The 20,507-nt window shown below is 47.8% G+C and carries 23 protein-coding genes; 22 read left to right on the top strand and 1 reads right to left on the bottom strand.

What is annotated here, in order from left to right:
- Positions 1 to 2 precede the first annotated feature (2 nt).
- The 15 genes from BXO87_RS14540 to BXO87_RS14610 all read left to right on the top strand — a co-directional run bounded on the left by BXO87_RS14540 (position 3) and on the right by BXO87_RS14610 (position 13,762).
- Positions 3 to 656: a phosphoribosylanthranilate isomerase gene (locus tag BXO87_RS14540; RefSeq protein WP_038458979.1), complete on the top strand. Its 654-nt coding sequence runs from the start codon at positions 3 to 5 to the stop codon at positions 654 to 656.
- A complete protein-coding gene (gene trpB / locus BXO87_RS14545; RefSeq protein WP_014418255.1) occupies positions 637 to 1,839 on the top strand; it encodes a tryptophan synthase subunit beta in 1,203 nt (400 codons plus the stop codon). Before BXO87_RS14540 ends, trpB begins: the two co-directional genes overlap by 20 nt.
- Positions 1,832 to 2,629: a tryptophan synthase subunit alpha gene (gene trpA / locus BXO87_RS14550; protein ID WP_038458977.1), complete on the top strand. Its 798-nt coding sequence runs from the start codon at positions 1,832 to 1,834 to the stop codon at positions 2,627 to 2,629. Before trpB ends, trpA begins: the two co-directional genes overlap by 8 nt.
- An 11-nt stretch (positions 2,630 to 2,640) precedes the next feature.
- A complete protein-coding gene (gene hisC, locus BXO87_RS14555; protein ID WP_038458974.1) occupies positions 2,641 to 3,723 on the top strand; it encodes a histidinol-phosphate transaminase in 1,083 nt (360 codons plus the stop codon).
- A gap of 51 nt (positions 3,724 to 3,774) precedes the next feature.
- Positions 3,775 to 4,890 (top strand): prephenate dehydrogenase, encoded by a 1,116-nt coding sequence (locus BXO87_RS14560; protein WP_038460826.1) that lies wholly within the window; start codon positions 3,775 to 3,777, stop codon positions 4,888 to 4,890.
- An 11-nt stretch (positions 4,891 to 4,901) separates the two neighbouring features.
- Complete coding sequence (gene aroA, locus BXO87_RS14565; RefSeq protein WP_038458972.1) at positions 4,902 to 6,188, top strand: 3-phosphoshikimate 1-carboxyvinyltransferase; 1,287 nt, start codon at positions 4,902 to 4,904, stop codon at positions 6,186 to 6,188.
- 316 nt (positions 6,189 to 6,504) lie between these two features.
- Positions 6,505 to 7,776 carry a tetratricopeptide repeat protein gene (locus BXO87_RS14570; protein ID WP_038458970.1) on the top strand — a complete coding sequence of 424 codons (1,272 nt, stop codon included), beginning with the start codon at positions 6,505 to 6,507 and terminating at the stop codon, positions 7,774 to 7,776.
- A gap of 73 nt (positions 7,777 to 7,849) precedes the next feature.
- Complete coding sequence (locus BXO87_RS14575) at positions 7,850 to 8,389, top strand: ReoY family proteolytic degradation factor (RefSeq protein WP_003153482.1); 540 nt, start codon at positions 7,850 to 7,852, stop codon at positions 8,387 to 8,389.
- Between the two features lie 54 nt (positions 8,390 to 8,443).
- Positions 8,444 to 8,890, top strand: a complete 447-nt coding sequence (locus BXO87_RS14580; protein WP_038458968.1) for a YpiF family protein — start codon at positions 8,444 to 8,446, stop codon at positions 8,888 to 8,890.
- Positions 8,891 to 9,027: 137 nt separating this feature from the next.
- Positions 9,028 to 9,531 carry a Rieske (2Fe-2S) protein gene (locus BXO87_RS14585; protein ID WP_003153484.1) on the top strand — a complete coding sequence of 168 codons (504 nt, stop codon included), beginning with the start codon at positions 9,028 to 9,030 and terminating at the stop codon, positions 9,529 to 9,531.
- Between the two features lies 1 nt (position 9,532).
- Positions 9,533 to 10,207, top strand: a complete 675-nt coding sequence (qcrB, locus tag BXO87_RS14590; protein ID WP_003153485.1) for a menaquinol-cytochrome c reductase cytochrome b subunit — start codon at positions 9,533 to 9,535, stop codon at positions 10,205 to 10,207.
- A gap of 31 nt (positions 10,208 to 10,238) precedes the next feature.
- Positions 10,239 to 11,006 carry a menaquinol-cytochrome c reductase cytochrome b/c subunit gene (locus BXO87_RS14595; protein WP_007409471.1) on the top strand — a complete coding sequence of 256 codons (768 nt, stop codon included), beginning with the start codon at positions 10,239 to 10,241 and terminating at the stop codon, positions 11,004 to 11,006.
- Positions 11,007 to 11,113: 107 nt separating this feature from the next.
- Positions 11,114 to 11,707, top strand: coding sequence for a lipoprotein heptaprenylglyceryl N-acetyltransferase LhaT (gene lhaT / locus BXO87_RS14600; protein ID WP_038458966.1), 594 nt, complete (start codon positions 11,114 to 11,116; stop codon positions 11,705 to 11,707).
- 67 nt (positions 11,708 to 11,774) lie between these two features.
- The gene (gene ypjB, locus BXO87_RS14605; protein ID WP_038458964.1) at positions 11,775 to 12,557 is read left to right on the top strand and encodes a sporulation protein YpjB; all 783 of its coding nucleotides are present in this window, start codon (positions 11,775 to 11,777) and stop codon (positions 12,555 to 12,557) included.
- Between the two features lie 29 nt (positions 12,558 to 12,586).
- Positions 12,587 to 13,762, top strand: a complete 1,176-nt coding sequence (locus BXO87_RS14610; RefSeq protein ID WP_038458962.1) for an oxalate decarboxylase family bicupin — start codon at positions 12,587 to 12,589, stop codon at positions 13,760 to 13,762.
- Positions 13,763 to 13,785: 23 nt separating this feature from the next.
- On the opposite strand, the gene BXO87_RS14615 is transcribed toward BXO87_RS14610, so the two are convergent.
- On the bottom strand, positions 13,786 to 14,658 hold the full coding sequence (locus BXO87_RS14615; protein WP_003153493.1) for a YitT family protein: 873 nt from the start codon (positions 14,656 to 14,658) through the stop codon (positions 13,786 to 13,788).
- Between the two features lie 142 nt (positions 14,659 to 14,800).
- Between BXO87_RS14615 and BXO87_RS14620 the strand changes: the two genes are divergently transcribed.
- The 7 genes from BXO87_RS14620 to BXO87_RS14650 are packed head-to-tail and all read left to right on the top strand — an operon-like array spanning position 14,801 to position 20,378.
- Complete coding sequence (locus BXO87_RS14620; protein ID WP_003153495.1) at positions 14,801 to 15,136, top strand: nucleotide pyrophosphohydrolase; 336 nt, start codon at positions 14,801 to 14,803, stop codon at positions 15,134 to 15,136.
- Positions 15,137 to 15,144: 8 nt separating this feature from the next.
- Positions 15,145 to 15,948 (top strand): 4-hydroxy-tetrahydrodipicolinate reductase, encoded by an 804-nt coding sequence (dapB, locus tag BXO87_RS14625; RefSeq protein WP_003153497.1) that lies wholly within the window; start codon positions 15,145 to 15,147, stop codon positions 15,946 to 15,948.
- 23 nt (positions 15,949 to 15,971) lie between these two features.
- Entirely contained in the window at positions 15,972 to 16,385 is a 414-nt protein-coding gene (gene mgsA / locus BXO87_RS14630) for a methylglyoxal synthase (protein WP_003153499.1), read from the top strand.
- Entirely contained in the window at positions 16,378 to 17,091 is a 714-nt protein-coding gene (bshB1, locus tag BXO87_RS14635; protein WP_003153501.1) for a bacillithiol biosynthesis deacetylase BshB1, read from the top strand. The genes mgsA and bshB1 overlap by 8 nt, the downstream gene beginning before the upstream one ends.
- Entirely contained in the window at positions 17,088 to 18,221 is a 1,134-nt protein-coding gene (bshA, locus tag BXO87_RS14640) for an N-acetyl-alpha-D-glucosaminyl L-malate synthase BshA (protein ID WP_038458959.1), read from the top strand. Before bshB1 ends, bshA begins: the two co-directional genes overlap by 4 nt.
- Positions 18,222 to 18,225: 4 nt before the next feature.
- On the top strand, positions 18,226 to 19,416 hold the full coding sequence (locus tag BXO87_RS14645) for a CCA tRNA nucleotidyltransferase (RefSeq protein ID WP_038458957.1): 1,191 nt from the start codon (positions 18,226 to 18,228) through the stop codon (positions 19,414 to 19,416).
- The gene (locus BXO87_RS14650; RefSeq protein WP_038458955.1) at positions 19,401 to 20,378 is read left to right on the top strand and encodes a bifunctional biotin--[acetyl-CoA-carboxylase] synthetase/biotin operon repressor; all 978 of its coding nucleotides are present in this window, start codon (positions 19,401 to 19,403) and stop codon (positions 20,376 to 20,378) included. The genes BXO87_RS14645 and BXO87_RS14650 overlap by 16 nt, the downstream gene beginning before the upstream one ends.
- Positions 20,379 to 20,507: the final 129 nt, after the last annotated feature.

Raw genomic sequence — 20,507 nt, forward strand, 5'->3', positions numbered from 1 at the left:
ATATGAAAAAGCCTGAGTTAAAGTACTGCGGAATACGATCGAAGCGTGATTACGAACTTGCGGCAGCTTCAGAAGCGGACTATCTGGGATTTATTTTTGCCGCAAGCAAACGGAGAGTAACGCCGGATGAGGTCCGGAAATGGAAAGAGCAGGTTCGGACAGACAAGAAACATGTCGGAGTATTTGTAAATGAAACGATAGAAAACATTGCGCAAATCGCCTCTGATCTGGCACTTGACGCCATCCAGCTTCACGGTGATGAATCGCCTGAGGATGCCCGCCGCCTCCGCCCGCTTGTGCGCTCGGAAATATGGAAAGCGCTCCATCACGGGGAAGGAACGCTCCGTCAGATGACTCAATTTGCACCTGCTGTCGACGGCTATGTCATTGATTCTTCAGTAAAAGGAATGAGAGGCGGGACGGGAATCGCGTTTTCATGGGCCCGTGTCCCCTTGTACCGGAAGCAGGCTCAAAATGCAAACAAGCGCTGTTTTATCGCGGGCGGCGTTAATCCTGGAACGATTACCGGCTTACTGAGATCGCGTCCGTGCGGTATAGATCTTGCCAGCGGAATTGAAAAAAACGGACAAAAGGATCTGACACTGATCCGGCTTTTAGAAGAAAGGATGAACCACTATGTATCCATATCCAAATGAAATCGGAAGATACGGCGAATTCGGCGGCAAATTTGTCCCTGAAACATTGATGCGGCCCCTTGAGGAAATCGAAACGGCTTTCACAGAATTAAAGAATGATCCCGTTTTTCATGCCGAATATAAAAAACTATTGTTTGATTACTCCGGAAGACCGACCGCATTAACGTTCGCAGACAGGGTGTCAGAGTATTTGGGAGGGGCGAAAATCTATCTGAAAAGAGAAGATTTAAACCATACCGGCTCCCATAAAATTAACAACGCGTTAGGCCAGATTCTGCTTGCCAAAAAGATGGGCAAAACGAAAATCATCGCCGAAACCGGTGCGGGACAGCACGGTGTGGCTGCCGCGACAGCCGCCGCAAAATTCGGTTTTAAGTGTACGGTTTTTATGGGTGAAGAAGACGTTGCGCGCCAGTCGCTGAATGTATTCCGGATGAAACTGCTCGGCGCGGAAGTGGTGCCGGTCACAAGCGGAAACGGCACGCTGAAAGATGCGACGAATGAGGCGATCAGGTATTGGGTCCAGCATTGTGAAGATCATTTCTATCTTATCGGTTCTGTAGTGGGGCCGCACCCATATCCGTATATCGTTCGCGAATTTCAGAAAATCATCGGCGAGGAAGCGAAAGAACAGCTCCGCCGGGTTGAAGGAACGCTCCCGGATAAGGTTGTTGCATGTGTCGGCGGCGGAAGCAATGCGATGGGCATTTTTCAGGCCTTTTTAGACGAAGATACTGAGCTGATCGGCGCCGAGGCTGCCGGAAAAGGAATTGATACGCCGCTGCATGCGGCAACGATAGCAAAAGGGACGCTCGGGGTGATTCACGGTTCAATGACCTATTTAATACAAGATGAATACGGGCAGATTATCGAACCGTATTCCATTTCAGCGGGCCTTGATTACCCGGGGATCGGCCCTGAGCACGCCTATCTGCATAAAAGCGGCCGTGTAACGTACGAAAGCGTGACAGACGATGAAGCGATTGCCGCGTTACGTCTGCTTTCTGAAACAGAAGGTATTCTTCCGGCTATTGAATCTGCCCACGCTCTGGCAAAAGCGTTTGAAATGGCAAAAGACATGGATAAAGACAAAATCATTCTCGTCAGTTTGTCGGGAAGAGGAGATAAAGATGTTCATACGCTGATGAATGTTTTGGAAAACGGGGTGGAGACACATGTTTAATCTGCGAGATTCTGAAAAATTATTTATCCCTTTTATTACAGCTGGCGATCCGCTTCCTGACATTTCTGTTGAGCTGGCAATATCATTGCAGAATGCAGGCGCTTCTGCCCTTGAAATCGGCGTTCCTTACACAGATCCGCTTGCGGACGGACCCGTCATACAACGGGCTTCAAAACGGGCTCTGGAAAACGGAATGAATATCGTAAAAGCAATTGAACTTGGCGGCAAAATGAAAAAAAACGGCGTTCATATTCCAATTATCCTCTTTACGTATTATAATCCTGTGTTACAATTAGAAAAAGAATACTTTTTCGCTTTACTGCGGGAAAACGACATAGACGGTCTGCTTGTACCCGACCTTCCTTTAGAGGAAAGCGCCCTTTTGCAAATGACATGCAAAAAGGAGAACATCGCTTATATCTCACTGGTTGCGCCGACAAGTGAAGACCGTTTGAAAATAATTACTGAACAGGCCAGCGGCTTTGTGTATTGTGTATCCTCTTTAGGAGTGACGGGCGTACGCAGCGAATTCAATCCGTCTGTATACTCTTTCATACGTAAGGTGAAAGAATTCAGCTCTGTTCCGGTGGCGGTCGGTTTTGGCATTTCAAACCGCAAACAGGTTGACGGGATGAATGAAATATCTGACGGTGTCGTTGTCGGCAGCGCGCTTGTCAAAAAAGTTGAAGAGCTTAAAACAAAGCTTGTGAATCCCGGAACAAGAGCTGATGCGCTTCTTGAATTTGAAGAATACGCAAAGACGTTCGGACGACTGTACAGTGTAAAATGAGGTGACTGGATTTGCAGATTAAAGAACAGCTGCGGCAGCTGAAACCGTATCAGCCGGGCAAACCAATAGAAGAAGTGAAAATGGAATACGGGCTTGAGAAAGTAGTAAAACTCGCTTCTAACGAAAATCCGTTCGGCTGTTCACAGGCCGCTAAAGATGCGCTGCATCAGGAGATTGAGCAGCTTGCGCTGTATCCCGACGGTTACAGTGCCGCTTTGAGAACGCGGCTCAGTGAGCATCTGCAGGTCAGTGAATCTTCTATCATTTTCGGCAACGGCTCTGATGAGCTTGTACAGATTATCTGCCGTTCTTTATTAAATGATCAGGCAAACACGATTACCGCCGCCCCGACTTTCCCGCAATACAGACACAATGCGGTGATTGAAGGCGCTGAGGTGCGCGAGGTGCCGCTCCGCAGTGACGGCGCTCATGATTTGGATCGGATGCTGGAAGCAATTGACGGCAAGACGAAAGTCATATGGGTATGCAACCCCAATAATCCGACGGGGACATATACTTCTGAGCAAGAGCTAATTGCCTTTTTAAACAGAGTTCCCGAGCATATACTCGTTGTACTTGATGAAGCGTACTACGAGTATGCCACGGCGGAAGATTACCCAGAAAGCATTCCGCTTTTAAAGCAATATCCGAATGTCATGATCCTCCGCACCTTCTCTAAAGCGTACGGACTTGCCGCGCTGCGCGTCGGATACGGCATTGCGGACGAAGCGCTGGTCCGCCAGATTGAACCGGCGAGAGAGCCGTTCAATACGAGCAGAATCGGTCAGGCTTCGGCACTGGCAGCGCTTGATGACCAGACATTTATTCAGGAATGCGTCGAGAAAAATCAAGCAGGCCTTAAGCAGTATTATGATTTTGCAGAAACTCACGGATTAACTTGTTTTCCTTCACAAACCAACTTTGTGCTCATTGATTTCAACCGCCCGGCGGATGAACTTTTCCAAGCCCTGTTGGAAAAAGGATATATCGTCCGCTCAGGACAGGCGCTCGGATTTCCGACAGCGTTAAGGATTACGGTCGGTACGAAAGAGCAGAATGAGGAAATTCTCACAATTTTAGCTGAAATATTATAAGAGGTGATCAAGCATCACCTCTTTGCTCTATTAAAATAGTTGAAAAAGGAAATGAGTGAAATGAAGGATACTATATTGCTTGCAGGGATCGGGCTGATCGGCGGATCGATCGCATTGGCCATCAAAAAGGAGCATCCGCATAAACGGATTATCGGTGTGGATATTTCGGAAGAACAGCTCACTGCCGCGCTGAAGCTCGGAATTATTGACGAACGGGCCGGTTCATTTACGGAAGGTGTGCAGCAAGCGTCTGTTGTCATTATCGCCACGCCTGTCGCCCAAACGCTGAAAATGCTCGATGTGCTGGCCGCATCAGACATCACCCATGAACTCCTGATTACGGATGTGGGCAGCACGAAACAGAAAGTCGTCAGCTACGCCGACAAAGTGCTCCCGGCTCACTATCAATTTGTCGGCGGCCATCCGATGGCGGGATCTCATAAATCCGGGGCCGCTGCCGCGAAAGAATTTTTATTCGAAAATGCGTTTTACATTCTAACACCCGGAAAATCAACTTCTAAAGAGTCAGTAATGCATCTGAAGGAACTCTTGAAAGCGGCAAACGCCCACTTTGTGGAGATGACCCCAGAGGAGCATGACGGCGTAACGAGCGTCATCAGCCATTTCCCTCATATCGTTGCTGCAAGCCTCGTACATCAGGCTCATCATGCTGAAGAAGATTATCCGTATTTGAAACGTTTCGCAGCCGGCGGTTTTCGGGACATCACCAGGATCGCCTCAAGCAGTCCGGCGATGTGGAGGGACATACTTCTTCATAACAAAGATAAACTGCTTGACCGCTTCAAAGAATGGAAACGGGAGATTGACACGATCGAATCTTATGTAGAAAATGAAGATGCGGACAGCCTGTTCGGATATTTTAAAAAAGCGAAAGATTATCGCGACGGTCTGCCGCTCCGTCAAAAAGGAGCGATCCCGTCCTTTTATGACCTTTATGTCGATGTTCCCGATCATCCGGGGGTCATTTCGGAAATTACGGCGATATTGGCAGAAGAAAAAATCAGTATCACCAACATCCGCATTATCGAAACAAGAGAAGATATTAACGGAATTCTCAGAATCAGTTTCCAGACTGATGATGACCGGAAGCGCGCGGAAACCTGCATTCAATCCCGCGCCAAATATGACACATTTTACGCTGACTGAGGTGGAAAACATTGAAAAGAGAAAAAGTGACGTCTTTAAACGGTGAAATTCATATTCCTGGGGATAAATCCATCTCCCACCGTTCTGTTATGTTCGGAGCGCTTGCGGAAGGAACGACAACGGTAAAAAACTTTTTGCCCGGAGCCGATTGTCTGAGCACCATTGCCTGCTTCAGAAAAATGGGTGTCTCCATTGAACAAAACGGAAGTGATGTAACGATATACGGGAAGGGCATTGACGCACTTTGTGAGCCTGACAGCCTTCTTGATGTCGGAAATTCCGGCACGACCATCCGCCTGATGCTTGGCATTTTAGCCGGACGCCCATTTCACAGTACGGTAGCGGGCGACGAAAGTATTGCAAAGCGCCCGATGAAGAGGGTGACGGAGCCTTTAAAACAGATGGGAGCCGCGATTGACGGAAGAGCGGACGGAGGATTTACGCCTTTATCCGTAAGAGGCGGACAATTGAAAGGCATTGATTACGTCTCCCCTGTTGCAAGCGCGCAGATCAAATCCGCCGTGCTGCTTGCCGGATTGCAGGCTGAAGGGACGACGACCGTCACTGAGCCTCATAAATCAAGAGACCATACGGAACGGATGCTGAACGCTTTTGGCGCCGAGCTTGCGGAAACGGAGACGAGCGCTTCCGTAACGGGCGGTCAGAAGCTCCGGGGAGCTGATATTTTCGTGCCCGGCGATATTTCTTCAGCGGCCTTTTTCCTCGCGGCAGGCGCTGTCATTCCCGGAAGCCGGATTGTGCTGAAAAACGTCGGCCTGAACCCGACACGCACGGGAATGATTGATGTCTTAAAGCAAATGGGGGCTTCACTTGAAGTGATTCCTTCAGAAGCGGACAGCGCGGAGCCTTACGGAGACCTGGTTATTGAAACTTCAGATCTGAAAGCGGCAGAAATCGGCGGAGAAATCATTCCCCGTTTAATTGACGAGATCCCGATTATCGCCCTTTTGGCAACGCAGGCTGAAGGCACAACTGTCATTAAAGACGCTGCGGAGCTGAAGGTGAAGGAAACGAACCGGATCGACACCGTCGTATCAGAGCTCCGGAAAATCGGCGCAGACATTGAACCGACTGAAGACGGCATGAAAATACACGGCAAAAAAACGCTTGCGGGCGGAGCCGATGTGTCAAGCCACGGCGACCACCGCATCGGCATGATGCTCGGTATCGCTTCATGCCTGACAGAAGAGCCGATTGACATCCGTGATACTGAGGCGATCCATGTCTCATATCCGACATTTTTTGAGCATTTAGATCAATTAGCCAAAAAAGCCTGAAGACGATTCTTCGGGCTTTTTTCTTCATGTGTCATAAAATCTTGGGCATTGACATAGCTTGTCTTAAACAGAAAATAACAGAAAGGGGGAATGCGTTTTCGTTACAGAAACAGCCGGAACAAATTGTGCTGTCTGCGTATAAAGATGCCGTCCCCTTTTTTGCCGTTTTCCTCTTAACTATTTTCTGATAAACTATAATGCCGGGTGAAGCATCTTATTTGCGGGCAGGCTCTGTCTGAATTATGATAAGAATAACCCGAATAAAAACCCTTTTCATTGGTTGATGAGGTATAGGAAAAGAAAGGACCGGTCTGATTTGAATACATTGATTCAAGAAGCCATAAAATTAGTTGAAGCAGGTGAAACCGAAAAGGGACTCAAAGCGCTTTCAAAAGCTGAAACAGAGCTTCATGACGAAGACAAAGCCATTGCAGCCCAGCTCTACTATGAATGGGGAAACGCCGAAAAAGCGTTAGCGCTGATCAGTGATCTGCATGACCTTTATCCGGATGAGTCTGAGCTGACGAATTTTTACGCCGAATTGTTAATAGATATTGATGAAGAAGAAAAAGCTCTTGAGGTGCTGGAGACAATTTCTCCGGAAGACCCGTCTTACGCGGAAAGCCTTCTTTTAATGGCTGATCTGTATCAGATGCAGGGCTTATTTGAAGTAAGTGAGCAAAAGCTGTTACAGGCGAAAGCGATGTTACAAGATGAACCTGTTATTGATTTCGCTCTGGGGGAATTATACTTCACTCAGGGATCATACGCAAAAGCCGTTCCTTACTATGAAGAGACGGCAAAAGAACGGCACGAAATCGGCGGCGTAAATGTTGCTCAGAGGCTGGCTGAGTCATTGAGCGCGGCGGGTGAATTTGAGGAAGCGATTTCATGGTATGAAAAAGCGGCGGCAGAACATACAGAACCGAATACGATTTTCGGGTATGGGTTCACAGCCTATCAGGCGGGAATGGTCAAAACAGCCATCAAGCAGCTGTCTGATTTAAAAGGGCTTGATCCTTCCTATTCATCGCTTTATATGCCGCTTGCAAAAAGCTACGAGGCAGAAGGCATGTATGAAGATGCATTAAAAACCGCTAAAGAAGGCATTACTTACGATGAATACAATAAAGAGCTCTTTCTCTATGCGGCGAAAATGGCGTTAAAGCTCGGCAACGCAGAAGAAGGCAAAAAGCTTCTTCAGGAAGCGCTGGCGCTCGATCCGGGTTACGTAGAAGCGCTCCATACGCTTTTAGCCGTCTATCATAAAGAAGAAAGCTTTGAAGAGATTATTGATCTGATTCAGGAAGTCCGCGGCTACGGAGAAGAAGATCCGAAATACAATTGGTATTTGGCGGGTGCCTATACAGGCCTTGAGCAATACGCTGAAGCGAAAAAAAGCTTCGAAGCTGCGTATCTCCATTATCAGGATGATCGGGATTTCTTATATGAATACGCTCACTTCTTATTGGAAGAGGGTCTCCAGAAAGAAGCGCTGCCGCTTTTAAAACAAGTGCTTTCAATGGATGGAACAAACGAAGAGCTTGAAGAAACAATCTTACGGATAGAGGATGAATTTTTAAGATAAGCAGGATTTTGGACCATGCTTGCTGAATGTATAAGTGATGTCAGATTATACGATCGATAGAGGAGGGAATTACATGCAGACCCCTGTTTCTGTCAATGAAAAAAAGGATTTTATCCGTTGGTTTTTAAATCATTATCAGCTTAAACGCCGGGAGTGCGTCTGGATTTTAAATTATTTAATGAGTCATGATTCATTAATGGAAAAAGTCCATTTTGTAGAACAAGCCGAATTTTGCCCGAGAGGCATTATCATGTCTACTCATTGCGTTGATGAGGTGCCGTTTAGGTTTTACAAAGAAAATGTCATGACCACGGACGCGGAAAAATCTTTTCACGACATCCGGTTAAATAAACAGCAGGATTTATTTATCCAGCTGAATTTCCGTTCGGCCTACAGCTCACCGGAATATGCCGCTGTTCTTGAATCAAATCCGCATCTGCCGAAAGACCTGTTTGAAAATAAACAGGATCAGGGGATGGCCGAAAAAATATTAGAACATGCCATTTCCACTTTCCAGCGGGAAAAGCTGCTTAAAGATATCGACGAGGCGCTGGACCGCCACGACAAAGAAACATTTGAAAAGCTTTCCCGCCAATTGAATCAGCTCACATAAATGACAGCCTTGCAGAATATGCAAGGCTTGTTGCGTAAAGAGGAGGAACGAGACATGAGATGGAGGGCCGCTGATGCCGATGCCTATTTACAATCTGCTGATTACATTGATACCGCTGTCATTCCGTTAATTTCCATAATGTCTTCAGGAGGCTTAAAAGAGGCCGTTGAACAGGGGGAAAGCACCCAATTGCTTTCTGAAGAGCTTGAGCGCCAATTGAAGGGACGGGTATATTTATTCCCCTCTTATACATATGTTGATATAGACCAATCACAAATCGCCCTGCTTCAAAAACTCAAAGAAGAGGTGATGACCAACTTTCGTCACGCCTTGTTCCTGACGGCAGACGAAAAATGGAAGGATTCTGAAATAGGGTCTGATGTCATATACATACCTGCCGTTCCGTTTGAACATATGAAAGACTCTTTAAAGAGAAAAATAGCGGATGACAAGTGCGGAGAAATTTTGAACGTTTTGTTACAGAAGTGGAACAATTCTTAAAAACTCCATACATCCCGCAAAACACCCGTTTTGCCTCTGTTGACCTTGCTGAAAGATTCATATATTATGAGGGTGTCAAATCTCTGAATTATTTTCTATTTTAGTTAATTTTTGGTCAATCTTTAGGGGGGGAAGAGATGGGCGGAAAACAAGATATATCAAGAAGACAATTTTTAAACTATGCGCTCACCGGCGTGGGGGGATTTATGGCCGCCAGTGCGCTTATGCCCATGGTCCGTTTTGCGCTGGACCCGGTATTAAAACCGACGGGAGATCAAAAAATGGTGCAGGTTGTCAGTGTGGATGAGCTGACGAAGGAGCCGAAGCGGTTTGACTTTAAAATTCATCAAGTCGACGCCTGGTATGAATCGGAAGAATCCAGGTCAGCCTGGGTTTACAAGCATGGGGATGAAATTATAGCGCTTTCTCCGATCTGTAAACATTTGGGCTGCACCGTAAACTGGAACAATGATCCTAAAAATCCGAACAAATTCTTTTGTCCCTGCCATTACGGGCTGTATGAAAAAGACGGCACGAACGTTCCGGGCACGCCGCCGCTCGCGCCTCTTGACCGTTATGAGCAAAAAGTAAAGGACGGCTTTTTGTATCTTGGAAAAGCAAAGCCTAGGGGGGAAGGGTGACATGCTGAATAAAATTTATGACTGGGTGGATGAACGTCTCGATATTACGCCGATGTGGCGGGATATCGCCGACCATGAAGTGCCGGAACATGTAAATCCCGCTCACCATTTCTCGGCTTTTGTCTATTGTTTCGGCGGTTTGACGTTTTTTGTAACCGTTATCCAAGTGCTGTCCGGGATGTTTTTAACGATGTATTATGTGCCGGATATAAAAAACGCGTGGGAATCTGTGTATTATTTGCAGAATGAAGTCGCTTTCGGGCAGATTGTAAGGGGTATGCACCATTGGGGCGCAAGTTTAGTCATTGTGATGATGTTTTTACATACGCTGCGGGTTTTCTTTCAGGGAGCTTATAAAAAGCCTCGGGAATTGAACTGGATCGTCGGTGTTCTGATCTTTTTTGTGATGCTCGGCCTCGGTTTTACAGGGTATCTGCTTCCATGGGATATGAAGGCGCTGTTTGCGACAAAGGTAGGTCTTCAGATTGCGGAGGCGACGCCATTGATCGGAGCGCAGGTGAAAACTCTTCTTGCCGGCCACCACGATATTGTCGGCGCACAAACGCTGACGAGATTTTTTGCGATTCACGTATTTTTTCTCCCTGCCGCTTTGTTTGCGCTCATGGGCGCCCACTTTGTCATGATCCGCAAGCAGGGAATTTCAGGACCGCTTTAATACAAATCTGATATAAAAGGGAGGGGATGACATGCACCGGGGGAAAGGAATGAAGTTTGTAGGAGATTCAAGGATACCGGCTGAAAAAAAACCGAATATACCGAAAGACTATTCAGAGTATCCTGGAAAGACAGAGGCGTTTTGGCCGAACTTCCTGCTGAAAGAATGGATGGTCGGGGCCGTTTTCCTCGTCGGATTTCTCGTTTTAACGATTGTGCACGAGCCGCCTTTGGAACGGGTGGCGGACCCGACGGATACAGGATATATTCCGCTGCCGGATTGGTATTTTCTATTTTTATACCAGCTATTAAAATATGAATATGCCGCAGGGAGCTACACCGTTATCGGCGCGATGATTATACCGGGTCTTGCCTTCGGGTCGCTGCTTTTGGCTCCGTTTCTCGACAGGGGGTCTGAAAGAAGGCCGTGGAAGCGTCCGGTTGCGGTCGGGATGATGCTTTTGGCGCTTTGCGCTACGGTCTTTTTAACGTGGCAGTCAGTCGCGACGCATGACTGGGCGAAGGCGGAGGAGCAAGGGAAAATCAAAAAAGAAGCCGCCATTGATACTGAATCAGACGGTTATAAGGTATTTAAAGAACAAGGCTGTATTTCCTGTCACGGGGATAATCTTCAAGGCGGAAGCGCCGGACCGTCCCTGGTCGATAACGGGCTGAGCCCGGAAGAAATTAAAAAAATTGCCGTCAAAGGGAAAGGGCAGATGCCAGCCGGTATTTTTAAAGGGAATGACAAACAGCTTGATCAGCTGGCGAAGTTCATTTCTGAAACGACAGCGAAATAACGTATTGTGAAGTAGACAATAGCAGGATATACTTTTATGAAAAGAGCTGACCGGATGTCAGCTTTTTTTGCATGATACATACTTTTTACGGACTGAGAGTTGATGGTATGAGGTGGATTTCTTATCTTTTAGGGTTGCGCGGCATGCTTCTGCTTGTTCTTGCCGTTAATTTTATCGGTACGGTGTACGGCTATTATTGGTATGTGCCGCAGCTTGCGGACACGCCGTTCCGATTTCTGATATTTGTGCCTGACAGCCCGACGGCGACGTTTTTCTTCCTGTTCGTGCTTCTGGCTTTTCTCATGGGAAGAAATGCGCCGCTGTTTGAAGCGCTGGCTCTTGTAACCCTTATAAAATACGGGCTGTGGGCGGTCGGAATGAATGTCTTTGTGCTGGTCAAAATGGGGCAGATGCCTTGGGAAGGGTACATGCTGATTGCTTCACATTTTGCCATGGCCGTTCAAGGCGTTTTATACAGCCCGTATTTTCGGTTCCGGTTATGGCATCTTGCCGTTGCCGCTGTTTGGACGCTTCATAATGATGTCATTGATTATCTTTTCGGCATGATGCCCCGCTACCAAATGCTCAATGACTATATGCAAGTAATCGGCTATGCTACATTCTGGCTGAGCATATTTTCACTCGGCCTTGCATACTATTTGGTGATTTCCAAAAGACGGATAAAGCTTGACTTACACTGATAGAATCTTGGTCTAACCTTGTCCCGCTCCTCATATTCTGTAAAGAGAAGGAGTGGGAGGGACCTCTATGAAACGAAAGCTGACGATCTGTCTTTTACTTGCTCTTATGTGTTTCATCACAACTGCCAAAGCTGAAGATGAGGGCGGTCTCAAGGAACTGAACGACCTTTCGGATACCGTTTTCCAGATGACGCGGCATTCGCAGTATGATGAGGCTCTGCAAGTGCTTGGCTACTTTAAGAAAAAAATGACACACGTAAACTCACTGAGCGGCGCCGAAGTCAGGCAGGTGACTCTGGGTTTCAATGATTTAGTGCGCGTTCTGAAACAGGCAGACGCCTCAGATACCGAAAAAATCCGGGCTGCCGCCCAGTTCAGGTTGGTAATGGATGCGATGGAAGACCACTCCGATCCGCTGTGGGGTTCGCTTGAAAGACCGATTATGGCGACATTCAGCGCCTTAAAAGAAGATGTCAGCGGAAACGGAAGTGAAAATTTCAATGAAAAGTGGAATGAATTTATATCATTATATGATTTAATTTATCCCAGCCTGACAATGGATGTGTCGGCCGGCCAGCTTGATACGGTGGCGAAACATATCGAGGTAATTGAGCAGGACGGGTTTCGGCAGATGACAAAAGGAACAAAGCTTGAGCGTCTGACGCTCCTGCAGCAGGATTTAAAGCGGGTTTTTGACAAGGTGGAGCGGGATGACGCTGACCCTTCGCTGCTCTGGGTCATTCTGACAACAGGCGGTATCATTATTACTGCGCTGACATATGTCGGCTACCGAAAATACAGAGCGGAAAAAAAGAAAGAGAAAAAGCGTGAGTATCCTAAGTCTAAATAAACAGAAATTGCTGTAAAGGAGCTAAGTCAGTGAAAAAACTCATCCAGCAATTGGCTTCAAAACACCTCCCGCAGCCGATCAGAGGCAGAAAAGGGGCGACTGACGAAGGACCGCGAAACCTCGCGCGTGACTTCCAGAATCCTGACATGCTCGTTCCGCCCTCAACGGATGCAGGAACGGTTCAAAACTTGAAATTTTCATTTTCTGATACGCATATGAGGCTTGAAGACGGCGGATGGTCCAGAGAGGTGACGGTCAGGGAACTGCCGGTATCCAAAAACATCGCGGCGGTGAACATGAGACTGAAACCGGGAGCTGTGCGGGAGCTTCATTGGCATAAAGAAGCCGAATGGGGATATGTGATTAACGGAGAAGTCCGTTTAACTGCGGTTGATCAAAATGGGCGGAATTTTATTGATAACGTAAGTGAAGGGGATCTGTGGTATTTTCCTTCCGGCATTCCTCATTCCATTCAAGGGATGGAACGGGGCAGTGAGTTTTTGCTTGTCTTTGATGACGGCTCTTTTTCAGAAAACAGCACCTTTTCAGTAACGGACTGGTTTGCCCATACCCCGCGCAGCGTGCTGGAGGCGAACTTCGGTGTTCCCGGATATGACTTGGCCTACATTCACAAGAAAGAGCGTTACATGTTTCAGCTGGAACCGCCTCCCCCGATTGAACAGTCAGCAGTTTCTTCCCCGGAAGGCACCGTTTTGGAGCCGTTCAGCTACAAGCTTTCCCGGCAGGAGCCTCTTGTTACCAGCGGGGGAAGAGTAAAGATTGTCGATTCAAAAACGTTTAAGGTGTCAAAAACGATTGCCGCAGCTCTTGTGGAAGTCGAACCCGGAGGCATGAGAGAATTGCATTGGCATCCGAATACGGATGAGTGGCAGTATTATCTTTCAGGAGAAGCGAAAATGACGGTGTTTGCGGCGGAAGGAAGAGCGCGGACATTTAACTATCAAGCGGGTGACGTAGGATATGTTCCTTTTGCAATGGGACATTATGTTCAGAATACCGGTGACACCGTGCTTCGCTTTCTGGAAATCTTCAAAAGCGACCGTTTCGAAGACGTCTCTTTAAACCAATGGCTGGCACTGACGCCGCAGCGCTTCGTCGAGCAGACGCTCAATGTCAGTCCGGCATTCGCCCGCCGATTGAAAAAGAAAAAATCACCGGTTGTCAAATGGAAACACGAACAGTAAAGGCGGCAAAAGCCGCCTTTTTATTATCGTCTGATCGGATTTTTATTTTCGTCAAGCGTAAATCCTTCGCCGAGCACATCATGGACGTCGCTTACTGCAACAAAGGCGTGCGGGTCAACGGAAGTGATGACGCTTTTCAAAAGCACAATTTCGTTTTTCGGAACGACGCAGTAAAGAACGTCCCTGTCTTCTTTTGTATATGATCCCTGTCCTTTTAAAACGGTGACGCCGCGCTCCATCTCTTCAATGATTTTTTGCTGGATCAAATCGTTTTTCGAAGAAATAATCGTTGCCCCTTTTGCGGCATAGCCGCCTTCCTGGATAAAATCAATCAATCTCGCAGCGACAAAAACGGCTACAAGCGTGTACATCGCTTCCTTGTAAGAAAGATACGTAAACAAAGAAAGCAGAATGACACAGGCGTCAAAGGCAAACATCGTCCGGCCCATCGGGATTCCGAAAAATTTGTTGATCAGCCTGGCGATGATATCGACCCCGCCCGTCGTGCCGCCATATTTAAAAATAATGCCGAGACCCGCGCCGATAAATACACCGGCGAATAAGGCGGCCAGCGCTAAATCATGGGACAGCGGCATATGAATTTCGTAGCGCTGAAAAACACTCAGAAAAACAGAAAGAGAGACGGTGCCGATCAGGGTATAGACAAACATCGTCCGGCCGAGCATACGCCAGCCGATGAAAAAGATAGGAATGTTCAATACCAGGTTGGAAATAGAAGGGCTGATGTGGAATAACGCATATAAAAGCAGCGTAATGCCGGTAAATCCGCCTTCCGCCAAATTGTTCTGCATATTAAAGTGAACCAGTCCGAATGAAAAAACAGCGGCGCCGATTAAAATAAAGCAAATGTTTTTGATTCTGATTTCTCCAAGCATTGCATCAAACCCCTTTTCCTTCCATAAGATTGCGTAAATATTATAGTGGATACAAAAGAAAACAGCAAACTGCCGTTTTTAACATTTGTCAAATGTACTTGAATTAGCTAACATGGAAGAGATGACAGGAGGTATTCGCACAGTGAGTGACAAAACGATGAAAGACTTACAAGCTGAGGTCGATGAATATATCGGCCAATTCAAAGAAGGCTATTTCAGCCCGCTTGCCATGATGGCCCGTCTCACGGAAGAACTGGGCGAACTTGCAAGAGAAGTCAACCATTATTATGGGGAAAAGCCGAAGAAAACGACGGAAAATGAGAAAAGCATGGAAGAGGAAATGGGCGATGTGCTGTTCGTCCTGATCTGCCTCGCCAACTCCCTTGATATTTCATTGGAGGAAGCTCATAACCGCGTCATGCATAAATTTAATACACGTGATAAAGACCGCTGGACTAGAAAAGAAGAAGGAAAGTAGGAGAAACCATGTCAAATGAAACCATTAAAGTCGTCATTGCCGGACCGAGAGGCAGAATGGGCCAGGAGGCCGTAAAACTTGCCGTCCGCACGCCTCATTTTGAGCTTGTCGGCGCCATTGACCATACATACGATCAGCAAACATTGCGGGAAGTGATGTCAGCTGATTCAGACGCTCTTATTTATACGGATATCCGCGCATGTTTCCAAGAAACAAAACCGGATGTGCTGATCGATTTGACAACGCCTGAAATCGGCAAAAAACATACGAAAGCCGCTCTTGAACACGGCGTCCGCCCAGTTGTGGGAACGACCGGATTTTCTGAAGCGGATTTAGAGGAGCTTCAAGCCTTGACTGAAGAAAAAGGAATCGGCGCCATCATCGCTCCGAACTTTGCATTGGGCGCGGTGCTGATGATGAAGTTCTCCCAAATGGCCGCCAACTATTTTGAAGATGTAGAAATCATTGAGCTTCATCATGATCAAAAGCTGGATGCCCCGAGCGGAACGGCGCTGAAAACAGCAGAAATGATCTCAAGCGTCCGTACAGAAAAGCAGCAGGGCCATCCTGATGAAAAAGAAATTCTGCCGGGCGCCCGCGGTGCTGAATTAAACGGCATCCGCCTTCACAGCGTGCGTCTGCCAGGCCTTATCGCTCACCAGGAAGTCATGTTCGGCATGGACGGCCAGACGCTGAAACTGCGCCACGACTCCTATAACCGGGCTTCCTTTATGTCAGGAGTGAAGCTGTCAGTGGAGCAAGTGATGAAAATCGACCAGCTTGTATACGGACTCGAAAATATTATCGACTGAATCGGCAAGGGGGAGAACATCAAATGAAAATCGCTTTGATTGCTCACGATAAAAAAAAACAGGATATGGTTCAGTTTACGACCGCATATAAAGATATACTGAGCCATCATGAGTTATACGCGACAGGTACGACGGGCCTGAAAATCCAGGAAGCGACCGGATTGTCTGTTGAACGTTTTCAATCCGGCCCGCTCGGCGGAGATCAGCAAATCGGCGCATTGATTGCAGCAAATGCCCTGGATCTCGTCATTTTTCTGCGCGATCCATTAACTGCGCAGCCTCACGAACCGGATGTCTCGGCGCTGATCCGGCTGTGTGACGTATACGCGATCCCGCTTGCCACAAATATGGGAACAGCGGAAATCCTCGTCCGGACACTGGACGGCGGGGCATTTGATTTCCGCAATCTTGTGCGCGGAGGAGAGCCGAATGTCTGAACACGTTGATATTCTGGCGTTCGGCGCCCATAGTGATGATGTCGAGATCGGTATGGGCGGCACGATCGCAAAATTTACGGCTCAAGGAAAAACCGCGGTGATATGCGATTTGACCGAGGCCGAACTATCATCCAACGGAACGGTAGGGATAAGAAAAGAAGAAGCGGCAGAGGCGGCACGAATTCTCGGCGTAAAAGAGAGAATCCAGCTTACGCTTCCCGACCGCGGGCTTTTGAAAAGTGAGGACGGCATCCGCCGGATTGTCAGTGTCATCAGAGCCTGCCGGCCGAAAACCGTTTTCATGCCTTATCCGAAAGACCGCCATCCTGACCACGGCAATGCGGCGGCTTTGGTCGAAGAGGCGGTGTTCTCGGCGGGAATTCATAAATACAGAGATCATCAGGAACTGCCGGCTCATAAGGCTCAGCGCGTATACTATTATATGATCAACGGGTTTCACCGTCCGGACTTTGTAATCGACATAACGGAAACCATCGATCTGAAAAAAGAAAGCCTGCACGCCTATCAAAGCCAGTTTATTCCTACGGCGCAGTCAGTGAACACACCGCTGACCAACGGTTATATTGAAATGGTGGAAGCGCGGGAAAGACTGTATGGCAAAGAAGCCGGGACGGGGTATGCCGAAGGTTTCTTTTCAAAACAGCTTCCCGTTTTGAATGATGATGTTTTTGGGGGCGGACAATGAGACCATTAAAAATAGGGATTACATGCTACCCGAGTGTCGGAGGCTCGGGTATTATTGCGACGGAACTCGGCAAGCTGCTTGCAGAAAAAGGGCACCAGGTTCATTTCATCACATCAAGCATCCCGTTCAGATTAAATACATATCATCCGAATATTCATTTTCATGAGGTGGAAGTCAACCAATACGCGGTATTTAAATATCCGCCTTATGACCTTGCGCTGGCGAGCAAAATCGCCGAGGTTGCCGCGAGGGAAAATCTTGATATCATTCACGCGCATTATGCGCTGCCGCATGCGGTATGCGCTTATCTCGCCAAACAGATGCTCAAGCGCGACATCGGCATCGTGACGACGCTTCACGGTACAGACATCACCGTTTTAGGATATGATCCGTCATTAAAAGATTTAATCCGTTTTGCCATCGAAGCGTCTGACAGAGTGACTGCGGTATCAACCGCGCTTGCCGGAGAAACATATGACTTAATCAAGCCGGATAAAAAAATTGAGACCATCTACAACTTTATTGATGAACGTGTTTATCTTAAGAAAAATACAGAAAGTATAAAAGAGAAACATGGCATTTTGCCGGATGAAAAGGTCGTCATCCATGTTTCGAACTTCAGAAAAGTAAAACGTGTTAAAGATGTCATCCGCGTTTTCCGTAATATCGCAGCCAAAACAAAGGCGAAGCTCCTGCTTGTCGGCGACGGGCCGGAAAAGTGCGTCGCTTGGCAGCTTGTCGAAAAATACGGACTGCAGGATCAAGTGCTGCTCCTCGGAAATCAGGACAGGGTGGAAGAGCTGTATTCCATCAGCGACCTTAAGCTTCTTCTGTCTGAAAAAGAAAGTTTCGGACTCGTCCTCCTTGAGGCGATGGCCTGCGTCGTGCCGTGCATCGGAACAAATATCGGCGGAATCCCGGAAGTGATTAAAGATCAAGTAAGCGGTTTTCTGGTGGAAGTCGGCGATATTCAGGCGGCATCTGAAAAAGCGCTTGCCGTTTTAGAAGATAAACAGCTCAGCAAACGATTGACTGATCATGCGCTGAAAATGGTGGAGACCGCCTTTTCTTCGCAAAGAATCGTCAGTCAGTATGAACGGATTTATGACGAATTGGCAGGACCGGAGTGATCTTATGGAACAAGAATTTGTCAAAGCCCTCCCCATCCTTCGTCATCTGATGAAGGCGGGCCATCAGGCGTACTTTGTCGGGGGAGCCGTCAGAGACAGCTATATGGGACGAAAAATAGGTGATGTGGACATCGCAACCAGCGCTTCGCCGAATGAGGTGGAGCGTCTCTTTAAGCGGACTGTCGATGTAGGAAAAGAGCACGGCACCGTCATCGTCCTGTGGGAAGATGAAACCTATGAAGTCACCACTTTTCGTGCCGAATCAGAATATAAGGATTACCGGCGCCCTGAAGCTGTGCGGTTCATCACTTCTTTATCAGAAGACTTAAAGCGGAGAGACTTAACGATTAATGCGATGGCGATGTCTGCCGAAGGAGAGCTGCTTGATTATTTCGGAGGCGCACATGATATCGGACAAAAGCTGATCCGAACGGTGGGTAACCCTGAAGACCGTTTTCGGGAAGACGCTCTGCGGATGATGAGAGCCGTCCGCTTTATGAGTCAGCTCGGCTTTCTGTTAGAAAAAGAAACAAGAGAGGCCATCATGAAAGACAGGGAGCTTTTGGCACATGTATCAGTAGAACGAAAGACCGTCGAGTTTGAAAAGCTGCTGCAGGGCGTTTCCTCACAAGAAGCGATTCAAACGATGGTGCAAACAGGTCTGATACAAGAGCTGCCCGGCCTTTCCGGTTATGAGCAGCAAATGCTTGAAGCAAGCGGATTTCCGTTTTCTTCTTTAGATGCACGCGAAGAACGCTGGGCAGCGCTGTTATTGCTTCTCGGTCTTTGCCCGAAAAGCGCCGAGGCGTTTTTAAAACAATGGAAACTGCCGGGAAAAGTCATAAAAAAAGCGGTGCAAATCATAAGCGTTGATCCGGTGCAGCTGGAAGCGGAAGCGATGTACCGGGCGGGAGAGGCGCTGTTTTCAGCCGTTAAAATCGGGATGCTGAAAAAGCATAAGACGATTGATGAACAAAAGCTGAAAGAGGTTCAGAGCCTGTATGAGCAGCTGCCGATCAAAAGCCTTCGAGACCTCGACATTTCAGGCGCTGATCTGATGGAGCTCAGAAACCGCCGCGCGGGTAAATGGGTGGCCGAAGAACTTCGCCGGATCGAAGAAGCGGTATTGGCAGGGAAGCTCCCTAACCGAAAACATGACATAAAGGAGTGGCTCGGATCATGGGATCAACATTAAGAACCCGATTAATTGATTTATTTTCTGAGGCGGGTGACGGCTTTATCTCCGGGCAGAAAATAAGTGACGCGCTCGGCTGCTCGAGAACCGCCGTTTGGAAACATATAGAGGAGCTCCGCAAAGAGGGCTATGAGGTTGAGGCGGTCAGACGAAAAGGGTACAGGCTCATTAAAAAACCGGGGAAACTCAGTGAATCCGAAATCCGTTTCGGGCTGAAAACAGAGGTTTTGGGCAAACAGCTTCATTACCGGGACGTCCTGCCGTCCACCCAAAAAACCGCTCATGAACTTGCCAATGACGGCGCGCCGGAAGGAACGCTCGTAGTCGCCGATAAACAAACGGTTGGCAGAGGAAGAATGGCCAGAGTATGGCATTCACAGGAGGGAAACGGGATTTGGATGAGCCTCATTCTGAGACCCGACGTTCCTTTGCAAAAAACGCCGCAGCTCACCCTGTTATCTGCCGTTGCGGTCGTACAGGCCATCGAGGCTTTTACAGGTGTACAGCCCGCCATTAAATGGCCGAATGATTTAATGATTCACGGCAAAAAAGCCGTCGGGATTTTAACTGAGCTGCAGGCGGAAGAAGACCGTGTCCGTTCGGTTATTCTCGGGATCGGCATCAACGTGAACCAGCAGGAAACCGATTTTCCCGGCGAGCTTCAGGACATTGCGACGAGCCTGAGCATGGCAGCCGGCGAAAAAATAGACAGAGCGGGTCTGATACAAGAGATTTTGCTGACTTTTGAAAAACGCTATCAGGATTATTTGAACCACGGCTTTACACCGATCAAGCTGCTATGGGAAAGCTATGCGGTCGGACTGGGGAACGAGCTCAGAGCGAGAACGCTGCAAGGGACGTTTTACGGGAAATCGCTCGGCATTGATGATGAGGGAGTTCTTCTCTTGGAAACGAAAGACGGCATAAAGAAGATATATTCTGCCGATATTGAGCTCAATTAATCTTAGTTGGTACAAGCCTCGTGAATTTGGTATACTTCCTATGGGCAGTATCATAATGAACTGCACCTGATCAGCAGAACAGAGATTACGAAAAGTCTGCCTTGATCCAAAAAAGGACTGGGACAGAGG

The organism is Bacillus sp. GZB, from assembly GCF_001975995.1.
Classification (GTDB): domain Bacteria; phylum Bacillota; class Bacilli; order Bacillales; family Bacillaceae; genus Bacillus; species Bacillus velezensis.

Excerpts from the sequence above, each read along its gene's own strand:
- BXO87_RS14540 (WP_038458979.1), top strand. The coding sequence starts at position 3 with ATGAAAAAGCCTGAGTTAAAGTACTGCGGAATACGATCGAAGCGTGAT.
- trpB (WP_014418255.1), top strand. The coding sequence starts at position 637 with ATGTATCCATATCCAAATGAAATCGGAAGATACGGCGAATTCGGCGGC.
- trpA (WP_038458977.1), top strand. The coding sequence starts at position 1,832 with ATGTTTAATCTGCGAGATTCTGAAAAATTATTTATCCCTTTTATTACA.
- BXO87_RS14560 (WP_038460826.1), top strand. The coding sequence starts at position 3,775 with ATGAGTGAAATGAAGGATACTATATTGCTTGCAGGGATCGGGCTGATC.
- BXO87_RS14575 (WP_003153482.1), top strand. The coding sequence starts at position 7,850 with ATGCAGACCCCTGTTTCTGTCAATGAAAAAAAGGATTTTATCCGTTGG.
- BXO87_RS14580 (WP_038458968.1), top strand. The coding sequence starts at position 8,444 with ATGAGATGGAGGGCCGCTGATGCCGATGCCTATTTACAATCTGCTGAT.
- BXO87_RS14585 (WP_003153484.1), top strand. The coding sequence starts at position 9,028 with ATGGGCGGAAAACAAGATATATCAAGAAGACAATTTTTAAACTATGCG.
- qcrB (WP_003153485.1), top strand. The coding sequence starts at position 9,533 with ATGCTGAATAAAATTTATGACTGGGTGGATGAACGTCTCGATATTACG.
- BXO87_RS14595 (WP_007409471.1), top strand. The coding sequence starts at position 10,239 with ATGCACCGGGGGAAAGGAATGAAGTTTGTAGGAGATTCAAGGATACCG.
- lhaT (WP_038458966.1), top strand. The coding sequence starts at position 11,114 with ATGAGGTGGATTTCTTATCTTTTAGGGTTGCGCGGCATGCTTCTGCTT.
- ypjB (WP_038458964.1), top strand. The coding sequence starts at position 11,775 with ATGAAACGAAAGCTGACGATCTGTCTTTTACTTGCTCTTATGTGTTTC.
- BXO87_RS14615 (WP_003153493.1), bottom strand. The coding sequence starts at position 14,658 with ATGCTTGGAGAAATCAGAATCAAAAACATTTGCTTTATTTTAATCGGC.
- dapB (WP_003153497.1), top strand. The coding sequence starts at position 15,145 with ATGTCAAATGAAACCATTAAAGTCGTCATTGCCGGACCGAGAGGCAGA.
- mgsA (WP_003153499.1), top strand. The coding sequence starts at position 15,972 with ATGAAAATCGCTTTGATTGCTCACGATAAAAAAAAACAGGATATGGTT.
- bshB1 (WP_003153501.1), top strand. The coding sequence starts at position 16,378 with ATGTCTGAACACGTTGATATTCTGGCGTTCGGCGCCCATAGTGATGAT.
- bshA (WP_038458959.1), top strand. The coding sequence starts at position 17,088 with ATGAGACCATTAAAAATAGGGATTACATGCTACCCGAGTGTCGGAGGC.
- BXO87_RS14645 (WP_038458957.1), top strand. The coding sequence starts at position 18,226 with ATGGAACAAGAATTTGTCAAAGCCCTCCCCATCCTTCGTCATCTGATG.
- BXO87_RS14650 (WP_038458955.1), top strand. The coding sequence starts at position 19,401 with ATGGGATCAACATTAAGAACCCGATTAATTGATTTATTTTCTGAGGCG.